The organism is Microcoleus sp. T3_B1 (genome assembly GCF_036700445.1).
Classification (GTDB): domain Bacteria; phylum Cyanobacteriota; class Cyanobacteriia; order Cyanobacteriales; family Microcoleaceae; genus Microcoleus.
On record NZ_JAUBOX010000023.1, the window covers coordinates 1 to 15,518 of the forward strand.

Below are 15,518 nucleotides of genomic sequence, written 5' to 3' on the forward strand. Positions count from 1 at the left end.
GTCAACAGTCAACAGTCAACAGTCAACAGTCAACAGTCAACAGTCAACAGTCAACAGTCAACAGTCAACAGTCAACAATCATGTATGAGTGCAACCGGAAGTGATATGATTAACCGGATTTGATATGACTCGCTGGTCTCTCCCTCTAAGATTATAAAATCTACTAATTTCAACTACCAATTTAAATTACTTTTAGGACGAATATGTTTCCTAAACCCCTCAATCGTTTGGTTACAAAAATTATCGGCAAAGTTCCATTACAAACGGTGCTCGTGGTTCCTTTTTTAGTGCAAATTGTCGGCACGGTTGGAGTTGTAGGTTGGCTATCTTTCCAAAACGGTCAGCGGGCAGTCAACGATGTTGCCGCTCAGTTGCGAGAAGAAATTAGCGATCGCATCAAAGACCGCATGGAAAATTATATGTCAATTCCCCACATTGTCAATCACCTGAACGTTCAAGGCATAAAATTGGGGCATTTGAGCCTAGAAGAAAAGCAAAAACTCGAACATCATTTTCTCGAACAAATTCAATATTTTGATTCTATCAGCATCATTTACACAGGCAAAGAAAATGGAGAACACTCTGGAGCAATCCGCACTAAAAATGGGATTTTGATATCGGCGGCTGACAGCTCTACTGGCAATAAGTTAGCTCGATATACTGCGGACTCTCAGGGAAACCGCGTTCAATTAGTGCAAATTTCACCCAATATTTACGACCCGCGAACTCGCCCTTGGTACATAGCTGCCGCTGCGAGCAAAAAACCTATTTGGACTCCAATTTATACGGATTTTTTGACGAGGGAACTGGCAATTACTGCTGCTTTGCCTATCTACGACGACGCTGGCAAATTGTTAGGAGTAGCTGGTAGCGATTTGCTCTTTTCCCGAATCAAAGAATTTCTGGTTAGCCTCAAAATTGGCAAGTCGGGGCAAACTTTTGTGATGGAGCGATCGGGGATGTTAATTGCTACTTCAACCTCGAGTCCAGAATTCGTGGTGGAAGGTAAAGAAACCAGACGCATTAAAGCTTCAGAAAGCGAGAATCCGGTAATTCGCCAAACTGCACAACATTTAGAGAAATCCTACGATAGCTTAGCTAAAATTAATAATTCTCAACAACTTACTTTTGATGTTGATGGCCAGCGAAATTTTATTCAGGTAGCTCCTTTTAAAGACGATCGAGGGTTGGATTGGCTGATTGTAGTAGTTGTACCAGAGTCTGACTTTATGGAGCAAATTAACCTCAACACGCGCACGACTTTTTTACTGTCGCTTGCAGCATTGATGGGGGCGACAATCCTGGGGATTCTTACTGCTAAATGGGTTGTTCAGCCGATTTTAAGATTGAATGCGGCGGCGAAAGCTTTGGCCCGGAATGAATGGGATACAAAACTCACTCTGAATCGCGAAGATGAACTCGGAGAACTTGCCACTGCTTTTAACAGCATGGCCGAGCAATTGCAGCATTCATTTACTTCTCTCTCGGAAAGCGAAAACCGAGTAAAACAATTTTTCAATGCAGTACCGCTAGGGATTTTTATTGCAGATCCCAACGGTCAACCTTACTACATTAATCCTACCGGAGAGCAACTTTTATCTCAAGGAATTGTACCAACAAATTCCGAAAGTTTACGTCAATCCTACCGAGTTTATTTAGCGGGTACTCAGGAAATTTATCCGGCGGAACGCGACCCAATTTTAAATGCTTTGCAGGGTAAAAGTGTAACTGTTGATGATATTGAAATCTCCTCGACTGACAAAACTGTTCCCCTGCAAGTTTGGGGAACTCCTATTTATGACGCTCAAGGAAATATTATCTACGCGATGTGCGCTTTTCAAGATATTACAGAACGCAAACTAGCGGAGAAAGTATTAAAGGAATACAACGACAATTTAGCAGTGCAAGTTGCAGAACGTACCGCCGATCTTGCCAAGGCAAAAGAAAAGTTTTCTAAAGCTTTTCGTTTAAGTCCTAATGCGATTACCCTGACTAGAATTAGCGATGGTCGCCACATAGAAGCCAATGAGAGCTTTTGTCGAATGATGGGTTACAGTCACGAAGAAATTATTGGAAAAACAGCGGTTGAACTCAATTTCTGGGCGAGTTTGGGAGAGCGCGATCGCATGATTCAAATGTTAAAGAATAAGACGGCTCTTCACAACTATGAGCTGAGGTTTCGCAATAAAAGTGGTACAGAAAGAACGGCACTGCTGTCGATAGAAACCATCGATATTGACGGAGAAGCTTGTTTCTTGTCGATTTCTAGCGATATTACCGAGCGCCAAAAAGCAGAAACTGCCCTCCGGGAAGCAGAAGAAAAGTACCGCAACATTTATGAAAATGCTTTGAATGGAATTTTTCAAACTGCTATTGACGGGAAATATATCAGCGCTAACCCCGCTTTAGCTAACATCTACGGTTACGACTCGCCTGCAGAATTAATAGCAGCACAGCCGAATTTCCATAACCAGCTTTACGTGAAACCCAACCGTCGCGAAGAATTTGCAGCGCTGATGAACGAGTACGGGATACTATCAAACTTTGAATCGGAAATTTCCCGCAAAGATGGCAGTATAATCTGGATTTCGGAAAATTGTCGCGCTGCCTGCGATGAAGCAGGAAATCTACTTTACTACGAAGGTTTTATTAAAGATATTACTGATAACAAACAAGCGGAAATCAAACTGCAGCAGGCGAAAGAAGCGGCCGAAGCGGCAAACAAAGCGAAGAGTACCTTTCTCGCCAATATGAGCCACGAATTACGATCGCCCCTGAACGCGGTCATCGGCTTTGCTCAAGTCATGATCCGCAGTAAAACGTTGTCTCAGGAAAATCAAGAAGATGTTGCAATTATCCTGCGGAGTGGGGAACATTTACTGGCTTTAATTAACCAAGTTTTAGACTTGTCAAAAATCGAAGCAGGACGCACGACGATTAATGAAAAAAGCTTCGATTTGTACCAAGTCATAGACGATTTAGAAGATATGTTTGCTCTCAAAGCTGAGCAAAAAGGTTTGCAATTAATCTTCGACAGAGACGCAGAAGTTCCCCATTACATTTGTACTGATGAAGTTAAATTGCGCCAAGTTTTAATTAATTTGCTCAATAATGCAATTAAATTTACTTCAGAAGGGGGAGTGTCGATGCAAGTCAAAGGAGGAAAACGGAATATACATAAAAACAGCACTGACCAATTGCCGGGCCGCTACTGGCTGCATTTTGAAGTTCAAGATACTGGTGCAGGCATTGCTGCTGAGGAAATCCATCAGTTGTTTGAAGCATTCGTGCAGACGAAAACAGGTAAAGATTCTCAGGAAGGAACGGGTTTAGGTTTAGCTATTAGCCGCCAGTTCGTGCAATTAATGGGAGGTGAAATTACTGTTAGCAGCGAGATCGGAAAGGGTGCAGTATTTCAGTTTGACATTCAAGTTCATCTGGTTGAAGCTAGTGATATTGAAAGCAAAAAAACTCAACGCCGAGTTGTTGCCCTCGAACCGAATCAGCCGAGTTATCGCTTGCTAATTGTGGACGACAAACCTTTGAACCGCCAACTGTTGGTAAAACTTCTCAGTCCACTCGGATTTGAGTTGAGAGAAGCGAATAACGGTAAAGAAGCGGTTGATATTTTTATGGAGTGGGAACCGCATCTGATTTGGATGGACATGAGAATGCCTGTGATGGACGGCTATGAGGCAACGAAACAGATTAAAACTACAACTGGCGGGCAAGCAACGGCGATTGTGGCCCTAACTGCTAGCGTTTTGGAGGAAGAACGGGCGGTGATTCTTTCGGCGGGTTGCGATGATTTTATGCGGAAACCGTTCCGCGAGGAGGATATCTTTGTGGCAATGGGAAAACATTTAGGAGTACGCTATATTTATGAAGATCCAACCGCAGTAAGTGCCGGAGGTGTAGAGGAGTCAAGTCAGGAGGTGCTGACACCGCAGGCTTTCGCTTCTCTTTCTCCAGACTGGATGGCCCTATTCAAGCAAAGTATTTTGAGTGTGGACATGGAGGCGATCGCCACTTCGATCGCACAAATCGGCACTGTCAATCCCTCTCTTGCGGGCAAGCTTCAAGATTGCATTAATAATTTTGAATATGACAGAATTTTGAACATAATCGAACTCAGCGACAAACAGTAAATACCCGATGACTTCAACTTCCCCTAAAACCAATCGAGCTAATATTTTAGTAGTGGACGATACGCCAGAAAACCTGCGGCTGCTGGCAGGAATTTTGAGCGAAAAAGGCTATCAAGTTCGCCCGGTACCCAATGGCAAGCTAGCATTGTCTGCGGCTCAAAAAATACCCCCGGATCTAGTGCTGCTGGATATTATGATGCCGGAAATGGACGGCTATCAAGTTTGCCAGCAACTCAAAGCTTCTGAAATTACAAAAGACATTCCTGTTATTTTTATTAGTGCGATCAATGACGTGCTGGATAAAGTTAAAGCTTTTGGAGTTGGCGGAGTTGACTTTATTACTAAACCGTTTCAGGTTGAAGAAGTTTTAGCCCGGATAGAAACTCATTTAAAAATTTGTTCACTGCAACAAACTTTGCAAGAAAAAAATCAAGATTTAGCAACGGCCATCCACCAACTGCAAGCCACCCAAGAGCATTTGATCCAATCGGAAAAAATGGCAGCCCTGGGACAACTGATTGCCGGCATTGCCCACGAAATCAATACCCCCCTGGGCATTATAGGTTCTTCTGTTAATAATATATCTAATTTTTCCGACGAGTTTTTAGAAAAATTTCTTCAAATTTATCAAGAACTTTCTGAGGAAAGCAAAGCTTATTTTTTAGCTTTACTGTACAGAGCCACCCATCAAGAAGTTTTATTCACAAGCAGAGAGAAGCGGAAATTTAAGCAGCAGTTGAGGGGGGATTTGATGGCAGAATCGGTTGAAAAATCTGATGAAATTGCGGATACTTTAGTTGACATGGAAATCTACGAAAACATCAAAGAGTTCTTGCCGCTTTTTAAATCGCCGGATTGCGAAGTAGTTTTAAATAGTGCCTACCAGTTTGCGAGCTTTAAAAAAAGTATTAGCCTGATCCAAAGAGCGACAGCGAAGTCTGGGAAAGTTGTATTTGCATTAAAAACTTACGCTCATTTTGATAGCCAACCAGAAAAAGTCCAGGCGAACTTGCACGATGGCATTGAAACGGTGTTAACTCTTTATCAAAATCAACTGAAACACGGTATAGAAGTAGTTAAAAATTATGGAGATTTACCCCAAATTATGTGCTATCCCGATGACTTAAATCAAGTTTGGACGAATCTCGTTCATAATGCCCTGCAAGCAATGGATTATAAAGGTATTTTGACGATTGAAACTCGGCAGCAAGAAGCAAATATTTTACTCAAGTTTACTGATAACGGTAAAGGTATTCCCTCAGAAGTTATTCCCAAAATTTTTCAGCCATTTTTTACGACTAAATCGGCGGGCGAAGGTAGCGGTTTGGGATTGGATATTGTGAGAAAAATTGTGGAAAAACACGAAGGCACAATTGCTGTAGATTCTGTACCGGGGCAGACAACTTTTACAGTCTCGCTGCCAATTTATTAAACAAAACTTACCTGCAGGAGGCTGATTCCCTCTGACGGAAAGCATCCAGGATGCAAGCCCCCGGATTCATCCGTCCAGAAATAAAAAACCTGTATCCGATAAACAAACGCCCGAATTTATCCGTGGGGTCAATGCTTCAATTCTTTAATCTAAAATCTAAAATCTAAAATCGATTGACACTCGTTGCTGTCTCGTTGACAAATACAAGATTTATTAGGAGAAACCGGGTTTATCTTCGGAAGTCCTATTAAAATAAGATAGGGGACAGATATCCTGCATCTTTGCCCGAAATCTATAACGTAAAAGCAAGTCATGTCGGTAAACCTACTAAAATTTAAGCAGAGAGCAAAAGATGAATAAGCCTATAATTCTTTGCGTTGATGATGAACCAGATATCTTGAATACTCTCAAGATCCAGCTAAAAAATGAATTTAAGAATGATTACTTTTATGAATTAGCTGAAAGTGGTGATGAAGCTTTAGATCTACTTGAGGAGTTTCAAGAAGAAGCTCAGGTGATTGTGGTTGTTTCTGATTGGCTGATGCCGGGAATTAAAGGTGACGAACTTTTAATTAAAGTTCACCAAAAATATCCTAAAATTATTAAGGTGATGTTGACGGGTCAAGCGGATGCAGCGGCAGTTCAGCGGGCAGTAGAAGAAGCAGATTTATACTGTTGTTTGTACAAACCCTGGCAAAGCAAAGACTTAATAGAGACTATAAAATCTGGGCTGGCTAAGTTATGAAAAAACCTGTGATTGTTTGTATTGATGATGAACCTGACGTTTTGAACAGTTTAAAGATTGAACTGAAAAAGGCGATCGGCGATCGGTGTATAATTGAAACCGCTGAAGGGGGGGCTGATGCTTTAGAGTTGCTGGCAGATTTGCAGGCAGATGAATACGAGATTGCTTTGGTGCTTTCCGATTATATCATGCCGGATATTAAAGGGGATGAACTGCTCAGAAGAATTCACGAAAGCTCGCCGGAGACGCTGACTATTATGCTAACTGGGCAAGCAGATTTGGAAGCCCTTAGTAATGCTATTAAGTATGCGAAATTGTACCGTTATATTCCTAAACCTTGGCAAAATGAAGACTTAAAATTAACGGTTGTAGAAGCAGTTCACAGTTATTTGCAAGATCAAAAGTTAACAGATGAAATTCATAAGCGCCAAGAAGTAAACGAGGAGTTAAAGCTAGTAAATGAGGCCCTGTCGGCGAGTGAAAGCCGCCTGAGTCAATTTTTAGAAGCTTTGCCAGTGGGGGTATCTGTTTATCATCCCGATGGCTCGATCGCCTATTTCAACCAGGCAGCGCGGGATTTGCTGGGTGCAGACACTATCCCGGAAAGCACTGCGGAACAATTAGCTGCCACTTATCAACTTTATGTTGCCAATACTGATGAGCTTTACCCGCCGGATAATCTGCCAATTTTGCGGGCTCTCAAAGGAGAATCTGTTAAGGTTGACGATGTAGAAATCCGTCAAGATGGCAAAAGAATTGCGATCGAGATCAATACCACGCCGATTTTTGACGCTAGCGGAAATATTGTTTATGCGATCGCAGCTTTTCAAGATATTAGCGATCGCAAACAAGCCGAAAAAATACTAGCAGATTACCACCACACCTTAGAAGCCCAAATTGACGAACGCACAGAACAACTGCAACAAGCCGCCTTAGCTGCTGAAGCAGCAAACAAAGCTAAAAGCACGTTTATTGCCAATATGAGCCACGAGTTACGCACCCCTCTCAATTCTATACTCGGCTTTGCACAAATCATGGAACCCAGCCCGGATCTTACTGTCGAAAACCGAGAAAATATGAGAATTATTCGCCGTAGTGGCGAACACTTGCTCACCTTGATCAATGAAGTCTTAGATTTGTCAAAAATCGAAGCGGGGCGGATGACACTCAACCCGAAAAATTTCGACCTCTACCGCTTGCTTGACGATTTGCAAGATATGTTTCAACTGCGGGTACATAATGAAGAATTGCAGTTGCATTTCCAGCGCGATGCTGACGTTCCTCAGTACGTGCGTACCGATGATATTAAACTGCGCCAAGTGCTGATTAATCTTCTGAGTAATGCGATTAAGTTTACGCAAACAGGCGACATCATCTTAAGAGTTATAAAGTTAGAAAGATCGGGATTTCTGGATTTATTGGAGAGTCCCACAGCTTGCTTTGATACCACAAGAACTATTCGGGATTTTTCGAGAACTAGCAGTGAGTTTGTACAGGTTGAATGGAGCGATGAGGCTGATGATTCAACAGTGCCGGATTTTTTCCTTCTCTTTGAAATTGAAGATACAGGAGTTGGCATTGCTCCCGAAGAATTGGGCGATATTTTTAAGGCTTTTGTGCAAACCGCTTCCGGTCAAAAAATTCAGAAAGGCACGGGTTTAGGATTGAAGCTCAGCCGTCAATTTGTCCGCCTGATGGGAGGAGAAATTGTCGTAGAAAGTCAACTGGAACTCGGCACGACTTTTAAATTTGAAATTCCTGTCGGTGCGGTTTATGCTGCCGATATTCCTGATCCGCAACTTAAGCGCGAAGTTACTGGGTTGGAACCCAATCAACCGTGCTACCGGATTTTAATTGTGGACGATCGCGAAGACAACCGCCAACTTTTAGTCAAAATGCTTTCTCCTTTAGGTTTCGGGGTTGAACAAGCCACCAACGGCCAGGAAGCCATAGAAATGTGGGAAAATTGGCATCCGCACTTAATTTTGATGGATGTGCGAATGCCAGTGATGGACGGCTACGAAGCTACTAAACAAATTAAGGCCAGAATCAAGCAGAGAGAGCAAGAGCAGCAAGGAAAGGGCGAAATGAATATTTCCCATCCCGACTCCCCGATTCCAAAGATTATTGCTTTGACAGCTAGTACAATTGAAGGAAGGCAAGCGTTTGCTTTATTGGTCGGCTGCGACGATTTTATTAGCAAACCTTTCCGCAAAACAGATATATTTGATACCCTCACCAAACATTTGGGGGTGAAGTATGTCTACTCTAACTCAACGGACTTGATCTCAATAGGCGATCGAAATAATTTATCGGACTCGCTCCCTAATGCTGCGCTTGCTTATTTACCTAGACTTCCTGCAGAATGGATAGACAACATGAAGCAGGTAATCCGCAGTGCTGATTTTGACTTAATTGTCAGGACAATCGACGAAATAAGGGAGCCTCATCCTGAATTGGCGGAAATTCTCCAGGGTCATCTCGATAATTTTGATTACCAGAAAATTCTCAATTTAATTGCCGAGGCGGAGGAATCAGATCATGCAGATGAAGGCGGAACAAACTGAAAACTATCAAGCCGATATTTTAGTAGTTGACGATACGCCAGATAATCTGCGTTTGTTGATTAGAATTTTGCAAAAAACTGGCTATAAAGTTCGACCTGTTACTAATGGTTTTGCGGCGTTAGATGCTATTCAATCTAGCGCACCCGATTTAATTTTACTCGATATTATGATGCCGGATATTGACGGCTACGAACTATGTAAAAAATTAAAAGCATCGCAATTTAGGGAAATCCCCATCATTTTTCTCAGCGCCCTAGAAGAAGGAATAAATAAAGCAAAAGCTTTTGAAGTGGGCGGAGCAGATTATATCACAAAGCCTTTTCAGGTGAAAGAAGTATTGGCGCGAGTGAGCAATCAACTTACTGTGCGTTCATTGCAAATCCAATTGCAAGAAAAAAATCAAAAATTGACCGCTCAAAATGTCCAGTTACACCAGGAAATCGCAGAACGCCGCCAGGTTGAAATGGAAACGAGATTGCTGCTGCAGGCGACTCAAGCTATTAGCAAATCTGAGGATTTTGAGTCGGCTATAGATGTGATTTTAGGTTTAATTTGCCAAACTATTGAATGGAATCTGGGCGAAGCTTGGATTCCTTGCAGTGAGGGCTTTTTAAATTGCGCTACAGGCAGGTACGTCAGTGACTTGAGTTTTGCCCAATTCCGACAAACAAGTTGGCAGTTGACTTTTGCTCCCGGTGTGGGACTCCCTGGTAGGATTTGGCAGTCGCAGCAGTCTGAATGGATCGAGGATGTTTCTACTGCACCGGAACAAGTTTTTTTACGAGCGGAAATTGCGCGGAATGTGGGATTGAAAGCGGCTTTTGGGGTGCCAATTGTGGCGGACAATCAAGTGTTAGCTATTTTGATTTTTTATCGCGAAAAAGTCCTGAAATGTCAGCCGCGCTTGTTGGAATTAGTGAGCGCCGTTGCTACGCAGCTTGGTTCGTTGATTCAGCGAAAACAAGCTGAAGCTGCGCTGAAAGTGCAGCAAGGACAAACAGAGAAATTGCTGCTGAATATTTTACCGAAACCTATTGCAGATCGCTTGCAAAAAGAGCGAAAGTTGATAGCAGATCATTTTGATGATGTGAGCGTATTGTTTGCTGATTTGGTGGGTTTTACAGAGTTTTCGGCTCACAAAACTCCGACGCAGTTAGTGGAAATTTTGAACGGGATTTTCTCGGAGTTTGATAGGTTGTCTGAGTTGCACGGGTTGGAAAAGATTAAGACTATTGGGGATGCTTACATGGTGGTTGGGGGTTTGCCGACGCCGCAGGAGGATCACTCGGAGGCGATCGCACTTTTAGCTTTGGAGATGCAGGCCGCTTTGAGGAGGTTTAATGCCAAAATGGGAGAAAGTTTTCAATTGCGGATCGGAATTCACAGCGGTTCGGTGGTGGCGGGAATTATTGGTATTAGCAAATTTAGCTATGATTTGTGGGGGGATACTGTTAATGTTGCTTCGCGGATGGAGTCGAATGGATTGCCTGGTAAAATTCAAGTGACCCTGGCAACTTACGAGCGTTTGAAAGAGCAGTTTGTTTTGGAAGAACGAGGCTATATCCCCATTAAAGGTAAAGGAAGAATGCTGACTTACTGGTTAATTGAAGAAAAAAGTAAATCTTTGTGATTTTTCGAGGTCAATTTCAATTAATATTAAAATTAGATTTAATTTGCACTTTCTGGAGGGCTAATCCTTTGCAAACAGTTGAAACAAAATCGCCGACAGCATTGAAAAGAGTCCTGGTTATTTTAATATCACTGCTAGCAGTCGCGATACTGTCGATCGCTACTTTTATCGCTATACCCGGAGAAAAAACCATGTTTGCTGGAACCAGACCTGCCAATATCGGGATTGTGTCAGGAAAACTCGCAGCGTGTCCGAGTTCCCCCAACTGCGTCAGCAGCTTCAGTCAAGATGCCGAACACAAAATTGAGCCTTTGGCATACACTTCGTCCCAGAGTGAAGCGATGGCAAAGCTCAAAGGGGCGATCGACTCCTATGGAAAAACTAAAATTATCACGGCAACTGATAATTACCTCTATGCGGAGTTCACCAGTGCTTTGATGGGGTTTGTTGATGACGTTGAATTTTTGGTAGATGATGGGGCGAAAGTGATCCATGTGCGATCGGCTTCGCGTCTGGGAGAGTCGGATTTGGGAGTTAACCGCAAACGGATAGAAGCTATCAGAACTCAATTCAATCAACTCTGAACTGAAAATTTCTAGCTTTCCGCAAGCCCCTCTCCTGCAGGGCGGTTTGATTATCCGTAGGGGCAAACCCCCCGTGGTTGCCCCGATATTTGAAACACGGATTCCCTCATCCGTGGAGGGGGTAGGCACGGGGGCGCTACCCCTACAAAACGATGATTTCCCTTCATCCGTGGAGGGGGTAGGCACGGGGGCGCTACCCCTACAAAACGATGATTTCCCTGAGAATAAAACAGCTCTGCCCTCTCCTGCAAGATGAGGGGCTTTGATATTTGGGTATTACTATGTAATGTTGATTTTTTACCACCTACTTAACAATTATTAACAGTAGGCACACCGCAAAGGAAAAGGAGTATCCAGCAGGGGGAGTAGGACACAGCAATGCCGTGTCCCTACGGTTGGCTTTGAGTTTTAATACTTGTTATAAGATTGACGATTGTATAGTTTTACAATCTTTAAAATAGCTGAGCGCGCTAGCACAGAAGAAGAGATGCCGTAGTATTCCTATAGTATTAAACCACCTAAATTATACACTTCTGACTTTAGGGAGAGGGAACTGAACGAATTAATTTCTACTATTAATTTAAGTAGAGCAAAGAGGAAAAAACACATGGCCCTTCAAAAATTAGCAGAATTTTATCCGAATTATCAGGAAGAAATCTTTGCGGGAGACGACATCAAGGGATTTGATGTTTACGCTGGCGACTCTGATGAAAAAGTAGGCACCGTTTATGACGCTTTGGTTGATGACACTGGCCGTTTCCGCTATCTGGTAATTGACACCGGTATTTGGATTTTTGGCAAAAAAGTATTGTTGCCAATCGGTTCGGCTCGCTTCGACTACGGAGCCCATCGGGTCTACGCAACAGGCCTTCGCAGCAAAGCTCAAGCAGAACAATTGCCGGCTTACAATGATTTAGAAGCAGTAGATTACGATCGCGAAGAACAGGTAAGAGGCGTCTACCGCAATCAAGGAACTGCCGCTGCAAGCACTGCCACTCCTGCTAGCTACGATCGCGGCAGCTACAGCTACGATATCGACCGCCCCCTCTACGAAACCAACGAACAGCAGCACCAAAATCTCAAGCTTTATGAAGAACGCTTGATTGCCAACAAACACCGCGCAAAAACAGGCGAAGTAGCAGTTGGCAAGCGCGTGGAAACTGAAACAGCGCGAGCTTCAGTACCCATTGAAAAAGAACGAGTTGTAATCGATCGAGTAACCCCGGTAGAAGCGGGTCGAGTAGTTTCAGTCGGTGAGGCTGACTTCCAATCAGGGGAAGTTGCACGCATGGAAGTCTACGAAGAAACGGCCGACATTCACAAGGAAGCTTTCGTCCGCGAAGAAGTCAACGTCAGAAAAGAAGTTGTTCGCAGCACGGTTGAGGGCGAAGAAACCTTGCGTCGTGAAGAATTAGACGTTAAGACTGATGGAACTGCGGTTGTAGATAATAAAAATCCAAAGATCTAAACCAACCGCAACAGGTATTGCATAGGAATTGCGCCTTAATGACATAATTCTGTCACCGCGCAGGTTTGATTGAATTGGTAGCGATCGCGCAATTCCTATGTGAGGGGCGGGGGGGTACAAAACTTGTCTAGTTTTGGCAAGGTTTATGCACTTTCCCCGCCTTTACCAATTTCCCCTTACCAATTCATAATAAAAATCCCTAAGCAGGAAAGTTTAAAAAATGAACGGTCAAGCATCAGCAGAAAAGATAGCAACTGCCAAATCAATAACCCGTCTCAACCGGGTGCCTGAAAAAGTCAGAACTAAGCTAAAAAGTTTTACCGTAAAAGACAACCAAGGTCACTTAGTAGGCAAAGTTAAAGATGTCTATTTTGATGCTAACGGTCAGTTAAACTTTGTGGTGGGCGGGCTAGGTAGCGACAATCCCCGCATTTTTTTATTAAGTGTTAAGCTGCTCAAAAAAGTCGATTATCACCAAAAAGCGCTGTTTGTAACTATTAATTCGGAGCAAGTCGATCTGCTCCCGGTAGTTTCGGCAAATGGCGGGCATCCGTATTTAGACAATGCCTCTGAACCGGATAGTGAATTTAGCAACAGTGAGTCAACAAATCCCTCAACAGTTATGTCAAATCTAACAGATGCCGATCTCACAAATGCAGATTTGGAGACAGATCAGGATGAGGAAAACTTCGATATTGTCGATCAAGAAGTAATTCGCCTGCTAGAAGAACGATTGGTGATCAATCGCAGCAAGCGGAAAGTCGGCGAAGTCATAGTGCGTAAAGAAATTGAAACTCGGATGGTACAAGTACCCATCCAGTGGGAAAAGCTGATTGTCGAACAAGTCGGCGACGATCCGAAGGTGTTGGCAGAAATAGATTTAGGCCAGGGAAACATCACCGGTATAGATTTGACGGAGATTAAGACAGATCGCCAAGAACCGACAGTTAAGGCGGAATTTACCTCTGTGCAGAAAGCTAGCAAAATCTTAAATTCGATCGCCTCTCAACCCCGTCACGGTTGCGTGAAAGTCCGCCTAGAACTCGTTCTGGAAGACAAGCAACTTGAGGATACTTACCAAAAATGGATGACGGAACACAACTCAGAGAGTTAAAATATTCGTCCTTTTCCCTGTAGATTTTAGCTATTAGCGAGAAACTTAAATCTAAGAACGGACTGTGGCGAGTCGTGCTGGGGAGAAAGTTCACCGCCATCTACTAAGATCGGGTTCGGTAAATTAACCGTATTTTTGGTAGAGGCGGGTTCACCAATATCTATAATATAAGCCGGAGATGCGTAAACCTGCCCCTACCGGGATATTGAAATTTTTAGCGATCGACCTCTAGACAAAATTGTACCGACTTGCGGTAAAATTGTGGTGGTCAAATTTAAAAGTATTTGAAAATGCCCAGCACAATCTCCGACATTAAAGTAAAAACGATCGCAGGCGAAGACAAGCAACTAGGAGAGTACGCTGGCCAGGTACTCTTGATAGTTAATGTAGCTTCCAAATGTGGCTATACACCTCAATACAAAGGACTCGAAGAATTAAGCCAGAAGTACAGCGCGGCTGGACTCCGTGTTTTAGGATTTCCCTGCAACGACTTCGGAGGTCAAGAACCCGGAAGTAATCCAGAAATCGTCAATTTCTGTACTACAAAATACGGCGTCACCTTTGAATTATTTGACAAAGTACGCGCTAAAGGCACTCAGCAGCACCCGCTATACGCTAAGCTTACGAGTGCAGTCGAACCCAAGGGTGAGGTTTCCTGGAATTTTGAGAAATTCTTAGTTAGCAAACAGGGTGAAGTGGTTGCCAGATTCCGCAGCAGTGTTGGTCCCGATTCACCCGAACTAATCGCTGCTATCGATCGAGAATTGGCCAAATAAAAAGTTCGGCAACTAAGCAGTTTACAGGATTTAACGGATTTAACGGATGGAGGTTTAGGGAAGAGGGAAGAAATTAATTGGCTTTTTTTATAATAAGTTGAAAGCTTATTTTTTTCTCTTCCCCATTGTTTGCAAGCACTCAGCAATTAAGAAATACCGATGATAGGATTTAATGGGAGAACTGTTTAATTTAATGGAAAATACATCGGGATTAGATTTAGTTGTAGGTGTACTTGCCTTCGCAATTCTGGCAGGTGGTCTGGCGATGCTATTTGTAGGCATGGCATCGTTCCCTAAAGAAAAATAACCGTACTAGGACTTACGCACGATTGTTGAGAAACCGGGTTTTTTTACGATAAAACCCGTTGTAGACCGCAGATTCGGTAAAAAACCCGGTTTCTAGACCCCGATGCGTAAGTCCTGAATACTTGATATTATGTGCGATCGCACGACGCTAATAAAAGTTTTCACGACCAACTTAAAATGCTTATTTTACAGGACACCATCTGAATAAATCAAACTGCTTTCAATTTGAACATTCGCAATTGACAATCATGCAAACTACCGAAAACAACGTCAAAATTGCCCTCGCGCCTGGGAATTTGCGCCGCGTTCACCATATCGCTTTAAACGTGCGCGATATGACAGCTTCCCGCCACTTCTACGGTACAATTCTCGGTCTGCACGAACTAACAGGTGCAGAAATTCCCGCAACTTTAACAGAAATGGTAGCCGCTGGTAAAGTCGCTAATTTCGTTACCCCAGACGGCACTGTTATTGACTTATTTTGGCAGCCAGACTTGGAACCGCCAAACCCAGACCCGGAGAAAGCTTTTACCCGCGCCAACCACTTAGCCTTCGATATTGATCCGAATTTGTTCGATCGCGCTCTGGAAGTGCTAAAGTCAAATCAAATTGCGATCGATAGCGGCCCCGTCACTCGCGCTACAGGACGCGGCATTTACTTTTACGATCCTGATGGATTTATCATCGAAATCCGTTGTGATGCCGTTTAAACACTCGCTATCGGGTTCTCCGTAGTCCGTGTGCACCC

11 protein-coding genes are annotated in these 15,518 nt (G+C 43.3%); all 11 read left to right on the top strand.

The window, feature by feature from the left end:
* Positions 1–203 precede the first annotated feature (203 nt).
* The 11 genes from QT990_RS14655 to QT990_RS14705 all read left to right on the top strand — a co-directional run bounded on the left by QT990_RS14655 (position 204) and on the right by QT990_RS14705 (position 15,480).
* Positions 204–4,148 carry a PAS domain S-box protein gene (locus QT990_RS14655; protein WP_333465379.1) on the top strand — a complete coding sequence of 1,315 codons (3,945 nt, stop codon included), beginning with the start codon at positions 204–206 and terminating at the stop codon, positions 4,146–4,148.
* A gap of 7 nt (positions 4,149–4,155) precedes the next feature.
* On the top strand, positions 4,156–5,580 hold the full coding sequence (locus QT990_RS14660; RefSeq protein ID WP_333143471.1) for a response regulator: 1,425 nt from the start codon (positions 4,156–4,158) through the stop codon (positions 5,578–5,580).
* A gap of 352 nt (positions 5,581–5,932) precedes the next feature.
* Positions 5,933–6,325 carry a response regulator gene (locus tag QT990_RS14665; RefSeq protein WP_333143472.1) on the top strand — a complete coding sequence of 131 codons (393 nt, stop codon included), beginning with the start codon at positions 5,933–5,935 and terminating at the stop codon, positions 6,323–6,325.
* The gene (locus QT990_RS14670) at positions 6,322–8,892 is read left to right on the top strand and encodes a response regulator (protein ID WP_333300428.1); all 2,571 of its coding nucleotides are present in this window, start codon (positions 6,322–6,324) and stop codon (positions 8,890–8,892) included. Before QT990_RS14665 ends, QT990_RS14670 begins: the two co-directional genes overlap by 4 nt.
* Complete coding sequence (locus tag QT990_RS14675) at positions 8,867–10,522, top strand: adenylate/guanylate cyclase domain-containing protein (RefSeq protein ID WP_333465380.1); 1,656 nt, start codon at positions 8,867–8,869, stop codon at positions 10,520–10,522. Before QT990_RS14670 ends, QT990_RS14675 begins: the two co-directional genes overlap by 26 nt.
* A gap of 68 nt (positions 10,523–10,590) precedes the next feature.
* On the top strand, positions 10,591–11,106 hold the full coding sequence (locus QT990_RS14680) for a DUF1499 domain-containing protein (protein ID WP_333465381.1): 516 nt from the start codon (positions 10,591–10,593) through the stop codon (positions 11,104–11,106).
* 607 nt (positions 11,107–11,713) lie between these two features.
* Positions 11,714–12,574 carry a DUF2382 domain-containing protein gene (locus QT990_RS14685; protein WP_333143476.1) on the top strand — a complete coding sequence of 287 codons (861 nt, stop codon included), beginning with the start codon at positions 11,714–11,716 and terminating at the stop codon, positions 12,572–12,574.
* A gap of 220 nt (positions 12,575–12,794) precedes the next feature.
* Entirely contained in the window at positions 12,795–13,688 is an 894-nt protein-coding gene (locus QT990_RS14690) for a DUF2382 domain-containing protein (protein ID WP_333465382.1), read from the top strand.
* Positions 13,689–13,978: 290 nt separating this feature from the next.
* A complete protein-coding gene (locus tag QT990_RS14695; RefSeq protein ID WP_333161383.1) occupies positions 13,979–14,464 on the top strand; it encodes a glutathione peroxidase in 486 nt (161 codons plus the stop codon).
* A 172-nt stretch (positions 14,465–14,636) separates the two neighbouring features.
* Positions 14,637–14,771: a hypothetical protein gene (locus QT990_RS14700; protein ID WP_333465383.1), complete on the top strand. Its 135-nt coding sequence runs from the start codon at positions 14,637–14,639 to the stop codon at positions 14,769–14,771.
* Positions 14,772–15,018: 247 nt separating this feature from the next.
* Positions 15,019–15,480, top strand: a complete 462-nt coding sequence (locus QT990_RS14705; RefSeq protein WP_333282697.1) for a VOC family protein — start codon at positions 15,019–15,021, stop codon at positions 15,478–15,480.
* The last annotated feature ends 38 nt before the right edge of the window (positions 15,481–15,518 follow it).

Coding starts and splice junctions, on each gene's coding strand:
- QT990_RS14655 (WP_333465379.1), top strand. CDS start 204: ATGTTTCCTAAACCCCTCAATCGTTTGGTTACAAAAATTATCGGCAAA.
- QT990_RS14660 (WP_333143471.1), top strand. CDS start 4,156: ATGACTTCAACTTCCCCTAAAACCAATCGAGCTAATATTTTAGTAGTG.
- QT990_RS14665 (WP_333143472.1), top strand. CDS start 5,933: ATGAATAAGCCTATAATTCTTTGCGTTGATGATGAACCAGATATCTTG.
- QT990_RS14670 (WP_333300428.1), top strand. CDS start 6,322: ATGAAAAAACCTGTGATTGTTTGTATTGATGATGAACCTGACGTTTTG.
- QT990_RS14675 (WP_333465380.1), top strand. CDS start 8,867: ATGCAGATGAAGGCGGAACAAACTGAAAACTATCAAGCCGATATTTTA.
- QT990_RS14685 (WP_333143476.1), top strand. CDS start 11,714: ATGGCCCTTCAAAAATTAGCAGAATTTTATCCGAATTATCAGGAAGAA.
- QT990_RS14690 (WP_333465382.1), top strand. CDS start 12,795: ATGAACGGTCAAGCATCAGCAGAAAAGATAGCAACTGCCAAATCAATA.
- QT990_RS14695 (WP_333161383.1), top strand. CDS start 13,979: ATGCCCAGCACAATCTCCGACATTAAAGTAAAAACGATCGCAGGCGAA.
- QT990_RS14700 (WP_333465383.1), top strand. CDS start 14,637: ATGGGAGAACTGTTTAATTTAATGGAAAATACATCGGGATTAGATTTA.
- QT990_RS14705 (WP_333282697.1), top strand. CDS start 15,019: ATGCAAACTACCGAAAACAACGTCAAAATTGCCCTCGCGCCTGGGAAT.